8 protein-coding genes are annotated in these 11387 nt (G+C 47.6%); 1 reads left to right on the plus strand and 7 read right to left on the minus strand.

The window, feature by feature from the left end:
- Positions 1 to 43 precede the first annotated feature (43 nt).
- Positions 44 to 958 (plus strand): helix-turn-helix domain-containing protein, encoded by a 915-nt coding sequence (locus MH144_RS08440; protein ID WP_239299046.1) that lies wholly within the window; start codon positions 44 to 46, stop codon positions 956 to 958.
- A gap of 70 nt (positions 959 to 1028) precedes the next feature.
- On the opposite strand, the gene MH144_RS08445 is transcribed toward MH144_RS08440, so the two are convergent.
- The 7 genes from MH144_RS08445 to MH144_RS08475 form a co-directional block, all read right to left on the minus strand.
- Entirely contained in the window at positions 1029 to 1949 is a 921-nt protein-coding gene (locus MH144_RS08445) for a hypothetical protein (RefSeq protein WP_239299048.1), read from the minus strand.
- A gap of 437 nt (positions 1950 to 2386) precedes the next feature.
- Positions 2387 to 4243, minus strand: a complete 1857-nt coding sequence (locus tag MH144_RS08450) for an adenine deaminase (protein WP_239299049.1) — start codon at positions 4241 to 4243, stop codon at positions 2387 to 2389.
- A gap of 278 nt (positions 4244 to 4521) precedes the next feature.
- On the minus strand, positions 4522 to 6897 hold the full coding sequence (gene helD, locus MH144_RS08455) for an RNA polymerase recycling motor HelD (RefSeq protein WP_239299050.1): 2376 nt from the start codon (positions 6895 to 6897) through the stop codon (positions 4522 to 4524).
- A gap of 277 nt (positions 6898 to 7174) precedes the next feature.
- Positions 7175 to 7636, minus strand: a complete 462-nt coding sequence (locus tag MH144_RS08460; protein WP_239299051.1) for a pyridoxamine 5'-phosphate oxidase family protein — start codon at positions 7634 to 7636, stop codon at positions 7175 to 7177.
- Positions 7637 to 7771: 135 nt separating this feature from the next.
- Positions 7772 to 8836: an FUSC family protein gene (locus tag MH144_RS08465; protein ID WP_239299052.1), complete on the minus strand. Its 1065-nt coding sequence runs from the start codon at positions 8834 to 8836 to the stop codon at positions 7772 to 7774.
- A 352-nt stretch (positions 8837 to 9188) separates the two neighbouring features.
- Positions 9189 to 9854, minus strand: coding sequence for an HD domain-containing protein (locus MH144_RS08470; RefSeq protein WP_481857341.1), 666 nt, complete (start codon positions 9852 to 9854; stop codon positions 9189 to 9191).
- 62 nt (positions 9855 to 9916) lie between these two features.
- Positions 9917 to 11356: an NAD-dependent malic enzyme gene (locus MH144_RS08475; RefSeq protein WP_239299054.1), complete on the minus strand. Its 1440-nt coding sequence runs from the start codon at positions 11354 to 11356 to the stop codon at positions 9917 to 9919.
- Positions 11357 to 11387: the final 31 nt, after the last annotated feature.

An 11387-nucleotide genomic window follows, 5' to 3' on the forward strand; every position in this document is an offset into this window, starting at 1 on the left:
GAAACGATTACATTAATAATGATACCATAAAGGAGGACCTTCTATGGAACGCGAACGATTACGGGAGGACCGAATCCACGGGAATGCAATGTATCCTGTCAGTGTTTACCCGGATATTGAACAGCTCAATGGAGATAGCATTCTGGATTGCCACTGGCACGATGAGATGGAATTTACGATGGTTACTCAAGGCAGTGCAGTGTTCCAGATTGACATGAACACCGTGGAGGTAAAAGCGGGCGAGGCAATTTTTGTCAACCGGGGTGAAATCCATGCAGGCTATCTGAAAAGCGACCTTCCCTGTGTCTTCTCCTCTATCGTGTTCAGTCCCGAGCTGCTGGGCAGCCGTACCTTCGATGCTGTACAGGAGAAGTTCATTGGGCCGCTCGTTCATAAGACTCTTATCCCTCCATTTCATATGAAGCCGGAGGATGACTGGGGGCGTGAGATCCTGCTGCATCTCCAGCGTATTTTCGCTGATCATGCTAGCGGTTCTGAAACCTGTGAGATGACAACCAAAGCCTATCTGTATCTCATTTTCGCCCGTATGTTTGATCACATGCGCCCTGCACCTGTCAAAGGTACCGTGCCGACAGGCAGCCATGACAAAGTAGAGCGGCTCAAATCCGTTCTTGGCTACATTCACAAACGCTACCCTGAGCCGCTAAAGCTGAAAGAACTGGCGGATGAGGCCAATATGAGTGAAGGACACTTTTGTCGTTTTTTCAAGCAGATGGTACAGAAAAGTCCTGTTGACTATATTAACTATTACCGTGTGCAGCAAGCCTGTTACCAGCTCGAGAACACGGATCACAAGATCGTGGATATTGCCATGGATGTCGGCTTTGAACATCTAAGCTATTTCATCACCACATTCAAAAAACATAAAAATACCACCCCCTCGCAGTATCGGAAAATGTTTTATGAAAAGGTGGCCATGGAGCCTGCCCTTATATGAAGCAAATAAAAGGTGCCTACAGCGGTTATGCTGCAAGCACTTTTTAATTTTTGCTATGCCTAGTAGCGTATTATTCTTTCAACGTTTTCCAGGAAGTGTATTCATGAATTGAGAATCCCTTAAATGAGGAGTGCTCTGCCGTCAACTTTTCCACCAGCTTAAGCTGAGACTCCATGTACGCTGATCCTTCTTCATAAAATGTAATAAAGTCACCTTCCTTGCTCTGCTTCGTCTCAACGGCAATCGAGATCGCTTTGCCCAGCTGGGAAGCTTCTGCAAGCTCGTCTTTTGCAACGCTATAGATTGCTGCAGCCGTATCGCGGTAAGCCATAATGGTGATCGAATCAAATTTGCGGATCATCCAGCTGCTCACAGCCATTGTTGAACCCGGAATGTTGTAGTTATCCAGCCAGAAAGGCAAATCTGCAGCTACAGGCATATTCATCAGTGCAGCGCGGTCAACGATGTATTGAACATTCCCTTGCCACTGAGTAATGACGCTTGCCTGATTGGTTTTCCACTCCGGATGGACATGCGGTTCAATATCAAGATGAATCCCAGCAAATTTCTCGTTAGGTTCTACCTGATTTTGATAGGCTTCAATCCAGTCGAGGAAACTTGCAATCTGCTCTCTGCTTTCGGTTAGTCCCCAAGCCGCTCTTCCATCCATCACATCAACCGCGATATTGTAAGCTCTGGCCTTACGAATGAATTCTGTATAGTAGGGAATCTTCACATCGCGATTGATCTGCAGATAGATCGTGTTGATATCATGATCCACGGCAAATTTCAGCACCTCTTGCGGATTTTTCTCGATCTGAGTGGTATCCCATACCCAAGTCGCTCTAAGTGGCCCTTCAACGTTGCCATGAATGGATTCATAACTTTCTACAGAACCCTGTGCAATGGACTTGGATGAGAACGTTACACCTGCAATCAGGACCAGACAGCTGATGATTTTAATAAAATGAAACCCCCGCTTGCTTTGCATATTTGTACACTCCCCTTGTAAATTACCGCTCCATCGTCGTATTACGGAAGAATGTTTGTCGTTTTACCCTTCATTTTATGAATCAGATAAACGATTTGTTTATGCATTTGCTTTCATATGCAATATCATCTTCTAGACTTACGACGAAAGGATCATATAAGATTATTTCGGGAATTCACACTTCTGTATTCATAGTTCTTAAGTCTCATTTATTAAAAACTTTTTAATTTACACAGATAATTTCCACAACTTCTGTCGTTATTGCCATATTTGAATGACCAACAGAAGACCTAGGAAGCGTTTTCTCAAAAAACACAAAAAAGCCGCCATAAAGGCGACTTTCAGTCTTCCATATTCACATTTACCCATCTATATGTTGTCATTTCTATTCATCACGTTCTTACAAACCAGCCAGTAAAAGAGATCATGCCCTCATTTCATGTCCCGGCAGGTGTAATTGGGCTGTTTTCCGTTGTCTCATCAAATAGCGTCACCAGCTCAATTCCGTCTGCCGAGATCCGTACTAATCCCTTATCCGACAAACGCAGCTCAGGGATAACAACGAGAGCAAGCAGGGAAAGTGTCATAAAGGCATTATTCAGAGTACAGCCTGCCGATTGCAGTGCTTCACTGATTGCAGCAGATTGTGCAGCGACTTCTTCAAAGGGCTCGGTGGACATTAATCCTGCGATCCGAAGCGGAAACTCGGTTAAACCCTCATCCGTAATCACGGCAACCCCGCCTTGCATGCGAATTACCCGATTACCTGCCTCCACCATCAAGGTATCATCGTTACCGATAATGAGAAGATTGTGACTGTCATGAGCAACTGTCATTGCAATGGCAGCAGGGCGGGTGAATCCAATGCCGCCAACAAGGGCAACTGCCTTGTTTCCGGTTTGTTTATGTCGTTCCAGGACTGCGATTTTGCAGATATCCCCCGTTGTGGACACTACTACCCGACCGTTTTGCACGTTTACAGGGACATGTTTCTCTTTCGTATCCACATGGTTTTCGGTCACATGAATGATTTTGGCCCCAATGGCTCCCTCTTCAATCGGCGCCGACAGCTCCATATCCTTCGGCTGAATATTAGCTTCCAGTTTCACCGTGTTCAGCGCTTCTTCCGGATAGGTGAAGCTATCCCAAACGGCCGTCATCTTCCCCTTCTCTGCGACTACATGCCCGGCAGCAATGGTCATACCTACACGTACATCTGCCAGTCGGCCATCGAGCAAGATGATATCAGCTATATTGCCCGGGATAACTGCACCAATATCACGAGCCACACCGAAACGTTCAGCTGTGTTTATGGTTGCCATTTGGAAGGCAGTCACGGGTTTGACCCCCTGCGAAATGGCGAGTCGAACGACGAAGTCCATATGTCCTTCTTTAAGCAGCGATTCGGAACTCCGATCGTCGGTCACCAGCATCATTCGGCGAGTATCCAGTCCGAGTTCGGTACAGGCTTTGATGGTTTCAGCCACATCATGCCAGGCTGATCCCTGACGCATTTTGGCATACATGCCGAGTCTCAGGCGCTCCACAACATCTTCCTTTGTCACACATTCATGATCTCCCGTCACACCACTTGCCGCATAAACAGGTAAACGCCAGTCGTCCGCTGCCCAAGTAAAGTGACCGTCCGCCACCTTACCTGCTCGCAGCGTCGCCTGAATTTCGCCGATCATCGTTTCATCCCCGTATACGACACCCGGGAAGTTCATGACCTCACCGAGACCAATCATGTCAGGGCCCCAGGAGAGAGCCTCAGCCACTTCCTCCGGTCCAATGTAAGCCCCTGTCGTCTCCAAGCCAGGATGTGTTGAAGGCACACAGGAAGCCACCTGCATATAGGCTGCCATCGGCGTGGTTCTCGCTTCATCCAGCATAAGTCGCAGACCCTTGAGTCCAAGTACGTTGGAAATCTCATGCGGGTCAAAAAAACCACCGGTTGTACCGGAAGGAAGTACAGCTCTCGCAAACTCCGTCACCTTCATTTGGGTACTCTCAATGTGGCAATGTCCGTCCAGCAATCCTGGAGCAATGTATTTGCCTTCTGCTTCGATAATGCGTGTATGCTCTCCGATCGTATGACTCACATCCTTGCCAACATAGGCAATTCGAGCCCCTTGCACCGCAACCGACATATCCGGCAAAATTTCACCCGAGATGACATTAACCAGCGTCCCTCCCCGAATGACTAATGTCGCCTTCAGATCTCCCCGCGCTGTTGCTACCAGATCAGGTACACAATCTGCCATTAATGGCCGTTCAAAAGATGGTTTGTTCATGCCACTGCCTCCTTCATTCATTAACGATCCAAAAAAATATATTGTTACGATTATATGAGTCCGCACGGCATGTGTAAAGAAAATTCCCACCAATTGTGCATGCATACAAATTGCAGCTCAATAATTATCCACTGAACTAAACCCATTTATTCTCATGTCAGGAATGGTTACCTATCCCAATCCTCTCATTCCATTTATCCTAGTCGAAACCTTACCCTACATAGAAAGACTCCCGCTCGAGGGAACGGAAGTCTTCTCATATAAAAGAATCACCTTGTTTAATCTGTTTGCACCGCAGATACATGGTTAATGGCATATAATTGCTGCGGTTGTGAAGTTATGAACGGACTTGGTTCACCAAGGCTGTACACATGAAGCAGGTGCATCGCTCGGGTACAAGCCGTATAGAACAGTTTGCGCTCGTGCTCCTGCGCATATTGTTCTGCAGAACCGTCATAGATCAGCACCGCATCGAACTCCACCCCTTTTGCAAGGTATGCCGGTATGACATGCACCCCCCGTTCGAAGGCAAGTGTTGTCTTTTTGATCAATTTCGGCGCAGCAGGCAGTACACGGCTTAACGCTTCATGCACATCCTTGCTCTCTTCAGCCGTCTTACAGATCACCGCAACTGATTCATATTCTTCCTGAATGAGATGGCTAAGATCTGCTGCAATCCTCTTCATATGCTCCTCAGTATTGGATGACACAATGACTGCAGGCTTCTCGCCGCTTCGATTGAACGGAATGATCTCCTCCCCACCGGGAACCATCCCCCTTGTAAACTCGACAATCTCCTGTGTCGAACGATAGCTCCGCGTGAGTTCGATCACTTCGGTATTCTCCGGTCCATACAGGTTTGTGAGTGGCCCAGTACCACTGAGTACGGAAGAATGGGCATAAATCGCCTGATTAAAATCACCCAAGGCTGTTATTTTCGCTCGAGGAAACAGTCTCTTCATGAAAGCCAGCTGGAACGCAGAATAATCCTGCGCCTCATCAATAATGACATGTCTTATATTCGAATTGATATGGAATCCAAGCAGCAGCTCCCGCAAATAGAGATAAGGTGTAATATCCTCATAAGCCAGTTCCTGTACTTTCATTCGGCGAAGGGTCATGCTGCAGATTTCATCCCAGTGGGCTGGCAGTGCCTCGCCTTCCAGTAGTCGAATCATCTGTGCCTGGTCCTGGAATAGATGCGCATACAACTGGCGAATATCCACGAATCGCAGGGATTTGATCCACTTCCGCAATGGCTTGAGCCGATCACTAACCACCATGCGGGCCAGAATCTCCCGTTCCTGTGCAAAATCATCGAACGTATCCACTTTCCCTTTTTGTTTGCGTTTCAGCCGCTGATAAGCACGCTGCAGATCTTCCGGTTCCATCAGATCCAATTGCTGATCAACCCAGGGTGCTTCCAATTCGCTTTTGCCAAAGGCCGACAATTCCTTCAGCATCCAGTCCCGAAGCATTTCCAGACGATTCACCAGCTTCACGGATGACCCGAAACTGTAGAATTTCTCAGCCATTGCCTCCGCTGTTACAACCGCCTGTCCCTGGAACCGCACAGGTTTGAATTTCATGCCCTCCGACATCAGGCTGTCCTTGAATCGCGTAATCACTTTCAGGAATGATTCGGAGGACTTGAAGCGGATGCCTGACATGCGTGCCGTGTATCCTGGATCCCCCGTATTGGAAAGGACATATTCAAGCTGAATGAATGGATCCTCCAGCTGATATTCGCGCCCAAGCCTGCGTTCCAGGTACTCCTGAAACGTCGTTTGCAGCATATTTTCTTCCCCAAGCTCAGGCAGTACCGTGGATACGTAACTGTTGAACATCGGGTTCGGCGAAAAGAGTACCATCTGATCTGCTTGCAAATGCTCGCGATACTTGTATAGAAGGTAGGCTACACGCTGCAGTGCAGCTGACGTTTTGCCGCTGCCGGCTGCGCCCTGTACAATCAGCATGCGTGTACGGTCATTGCGGATAATTCGGTTTTGTTCCTTTTGAATAGTCGCTACAATGCTTTTCATCTGTGCATCCGATGTACGGCTCAGCACCGCCTGAAGCAGCTCATCCCCAATCGTAACACCGGTATCGAACATGAAGCGGATACGTCCATCCCGAATGACAAACTGCCGTTTCATTTCGATATCGCCGCTAATTTCCCCGCTCGGAGTATGGTAAGTGATTGGTCCAGGGGCACCATCGTAATACAGATTGGATATCGGCGCTCGCCAGTCGTAGACCAGGAAGGATTCTTCCTTCTCATCAAGCAGTGAGGCAATACCTAAGTAAATCCGCTCTGCTTGCGGATAACCGTCTTCCTTAAAGTCGATACGTCCAAAATAAGGCGAGTGATGCAGTCGTTTCATTTTATCCAGCGCAGCTGCCGTATTCAGATGACTGCGTTCCCGATCAGACAGGACCTGCGATTGCTGCCGCATGCTGGTAGATGTTTCCCCAACATCATCCGCCTCACTGAAGTTCATGGTGACTTCATCCCAGAAGTCCTTTCTCATCTCCACAACTTCATCCCGGAAGGAACCAACCTCCTTTTCAAGGTCGGTTATTTTCCGCTCGATCTGATCGGTTACTGTATCTACTCGATGCTGCTCCTCGCTCCATTGCTGGTTAGTACTCATATGTTAATACGCCCCTCTTTCCCCGGATTGTGTCCTCAAAAGCCCATTTGACAAGCCCGAAAAGGATATGGTATAATTAATTAGAAAGTAAACATTTAAATTTTATGTTAATTAGTTCTAATTTTCTGAAAACCATTTTTTATTGTACCAGTGACAGCGTCCCGATGCAAGCGGCGGCGTTTTTTGTTGTTTCTACTTTTAAATATTATGAGTAGCGATCAAGCAGACCTCTTTATTATTACCCTCGAATTGGATGAATATAGATATGGTTCGTCTTCTATTGGCGCAATTCTGCAATCGTCTCTTTCCACCTTGCTATAGATGCCACCTCTTCTTTTAGTTGAAACGTGATTCCTGTTGTGATGTCAGCATACGGAGCACGATCCACGCGCACGCTCGCCACATGAGCCTCATACCGATCTCTAGGATGAATGGCTTCCTTCAACGGAGGAAGGGCTACGATCTCCAAGCGCACATACATCAATTGATGCTCATGTACGGCAATCAAGGTAGCCTTACCTGTTCTGTTCATATTCATACTTGTTTGTGTCCCTGGCCATAATGCAAGTCTAAGTGTATCCGGGTTCATAGCAATAATCTCACCCACACTAATCATGGCCTGATGCGGCCATCCTTCCTCTGACACGGTTAGCAGCTGCATGGCGTCATGCTGTTTCTCCTCCAATTGATTACCACTCAACCATTCAACAAATTCTGGATCCAGATGTTTATCGTTCATATTATTCTCCCTCGGTTCACTTGAATGATCTTCATCATTCTGATGTTATGTATACAAAACAACCCGGACACAGTTGTCCGGGTCACACGTTGTTCTTCTATTGTATCTGATTGGAAAGCCAATGTGCAATTGACACTAAGGCCATTTGAGCCAGTTCAAAATTTTATCCTGTGATTCCTTGTCTTCACTTGAACTATGCACATGTTCGGCAAGCCTGTTGAGACGTTCCAGCTGATATCCGTAATCGTATATGGCTGCAGCAACGATGGATAGTCTCAGCATACCTTCCTGATCCATATCAAACTGGGATATGGCTTGTTCCATGAATCGATCATTATCCAAAATAAACTGCGCCGCCTCTTCACCGTTCGGCTTCAATTTATCCTCGAATTTGAGCAAGGCGTGCTCATGGAATTTAATGACCAATTCAAGGTGTGTATCAAAAAACTGATCCATCTCTGGCGTCCGCTGTGCCTGGAAATAATGCCGCTCCACGGAATCAAGCACGTCATACCCTTTTTGCAGGCTCAGCAGCATTTGTTTATATACAACCATCTGCCGGGTCTCGCTGAATTTGGAACGCTTCATTTTCTTCTGTTCTTCCTCGAACAAATTGTATTTATCCGAGAGCGATTTAATGGAACCGCCCAGACTGCCCTTCTCATCCCTGAAAACGACTTCCTTGATCTCATCCGAGATGGACGTGCGTAACAGGAGTGACATGCTGTTGAACACATTCTGGATCTGCTTCACAAACTGCACCTTGGGCTTAGGTGGAAACACCGTGATGTTAATGAGAAACGCAGATACAATACCAACAAGCGTCAGCAGGAACCGGTTTAATGCAAAGTGCCAGTCACCGGAAGCTTCCATAATGGAGACGACGGTAACCAGAGTCAGCCCTACGGTCTCACCCATATTCAATTTAAGACAAATCATGATAACAAGCACAATGATCAATCCCACTGCGATTGGCTCATTGGACAATACCATACCGCCCAAGAGGGCAACAATGGCTCCGAGCGTGGTTGTCTGCAATTGATCCAGGAAATACTTCCAGGAACGATAAATCGATGGCTGCATCGCGAAGATGGCAGCTATGGCAGCCGGTACCGGTGACTGCGGATTCAAGAACATGCTCAGGTACAGAGCAAGCGTTACCGCAATTCCTGTCTTAAGCACGCGTGCTCCAAACGACACGGTAACCCCTCCTTACCTGTACTCTCATTTTGAACTAACCCATTAATAATCATTATTACCCCGTATTTCTTTTTTTGTTGAATTATTTTGATCCAATACTCCACTTTTTCATCCATTAACGATAACAGCAGCCCCTTTTAATGTCCCATAGCCATGTAACTTCAACATAAATTTTATCAGAACGACTTATTTTACCACGGACGCTCTGTGGTTACCATGTGATTCCTCATAATGTTTGTTTCACAAGACTAGATAACCTGCTTTCTTGCAAAGAAAAAAGCAAACCTTTGGAATGTGGTCTTTGCCACCACCAAAAGTTTGCTAATGAATGGGTTTGATTATCGCTCACAGTTTACAACGGTGCTTTACCATCTGTACCTTCCCACTCCCGCTTGAACTGCTCCACGAACTCTACCATAAACGCATGGCGCTGCTCGGCCAGTTCCTTGCCATAGGATGTATTCATGAGATCCTTCAGTTTAAACAGCTTCTCGTAAAAGTGATTGATTGTCGTGCTCCGTCCATTCCGATATTCCTCCCGGGTCATCTGCTCCCGTGGCGGAAGGGTAGGATCATACATTTCACGGCCTCGCGCTCCTGCAAAAGCAAACGTGCGCGCGATCCCTATGGCACCGAGCGCATCCAGCCGGTCTGCATCCTGCACAACTTGCGCCTCCAGGGAAGAAACAGCAGGGCGCTGTCCTCCCGCATAAGAGATTGTGCTGATGATGTTAATCACAGCTTCACGGGTGATTGGTTCTAGCTGCTGCTGATCCAGCCATTCGTTCAGCTTTTTCATCCCGGCTTCCAGACTTTTGTTCAGCTTCTCATCCGGCACATCATGCAGCAATGCAGCCAGCTCACAGACAAAAGGATCTGCTCCCATTCGATGGGCAAGCTCAACAGCAAGCGCCGTAACTCGTTCGATATGCTGCCAGTCATGTCCGTCAGTATGCCTCTCAGCATCTCCTCGAACAAAGGCTCTGGCGGCACGAAGGACGGACTCTCCAGCGGATATACCATCTACATGGTCAAGAGGTCCGGATGAATGTATTGTCAGATTGGAATTGTCGTCCACGGTTACTCTTCCCCGCCTTCTCGGACCTGTTCGCGCGGAATACGCCGGGCAACACCAGTTCTCACTGCCGCTTCAACTACACGCTTACGGATCGACTTGACCACCTTCTCGTTAAATACGCTTGGAATAATATAATAACGCGTGCGTTCCTCATCCGAGATGGCAGAAGCAATGGCCTTGGCGGCAGCGAGTTTCATTTCTTCATTAATCTCAGTCGCACGGCAGTCCAGAACAGCTCTGAACATCCCCGGGAAACAAAGCACGTTATTAATCTGATTCGGATAATCCGAACGGCCTGTAGCCATGACGGCCACGATATCCTCCGCCACAGCTGGCATAATCTCCGGTACCGGGTTTGCCATCGCAAATACGATGGGATCATCAGCCATGGATTGCACATCTTCACGGGTTAACAGATTGCCACGGGATAATCCAATAAATACATCTGCTCCGCGAATGACATCCCGCAATGAACCCGACTCCAGCTCCGGATTGGTTCGCGAAGCATAGTCACTCCACACCTCATTTTCATAAGTCTGTGTTCGGACAAGTGCTCCCTCACGGTCAACACCAATTAAACGGCTGGCTCCAGCTGACAGGAGAATATTGCTGCAAGCCACCCCTGCGGCGCCAATACCACACACAACGACCTTCACATCGTTAATAGATTTGCCAACAAGTTTGAGGGCATTAATCAGCCCCGCATATAACACAACTGCGGTACCATGCTGGTCATCATGAAAGACCGGAATATCAAGTTCCTCATTCAGCCTTCTTTCAATCTCAAAACACCGCGGAGAAGAGATATCCTCCAAATTAATACCGCCAAAGGCAGGTGAAATCGCTTTCACTGTACGAATGATCTCCTCGGTATCCTGTGTATCCAGGCAGATCGGGAATGCATCCACACCTGCAAACTGCTTAAACAGCATGGCCTTCCCTTCCATGACCGGCATCGCAGCACGAGGTCCGATGTTCCCCAGTCCGAGCACGGCACTGCCATCCGATACAACGGCAACCGTGTTCCGCTTAATAGTCAGCGAAAATGCCTTGCCCGGTTCATCGGCAATCGCCGAACATACACGAGCAACATCTGGTGTATAAACACGTGACAAGTCTTCCCGGTTATGAATCGGCGTTTTGGGAGTGACTTCGATTTTGCCGCCAAGGTGCAGCAGAAACGTGCGGTCAGACACGTTAATAATGGATACACCTTTGAGCTGGCGTACCGCTTCTATAATTTTACTGTTATCCTGTGCGTCCGTTACCGCAACTGTCAAGTCGCGCACACTCACATCCTGATTGGTCGAAATCACGTCGATGGCAATGATGTCTCCCCCAGCTTCCGAGATGGCCGAAGCCACTTCGCCAAACTTGATATCTTTCGTTGTCATTTCCAGCCGAATAATAATGCTGTTGCCGTCCAGATTTCTTTGATTCATTCCAATTCCTCCCAGACTGAAAGTCTTGAGT

The sequence above is a fragment of the Paenibacillus sp. ACRRY genome, assembly GCF_022346995.1.
In the GTDB taxonomy this organism is placed as follows: Bacteria; Bacillota; Bacilli; order Paenibacillales; family Paenibacillaceae; genus Paenibacillus.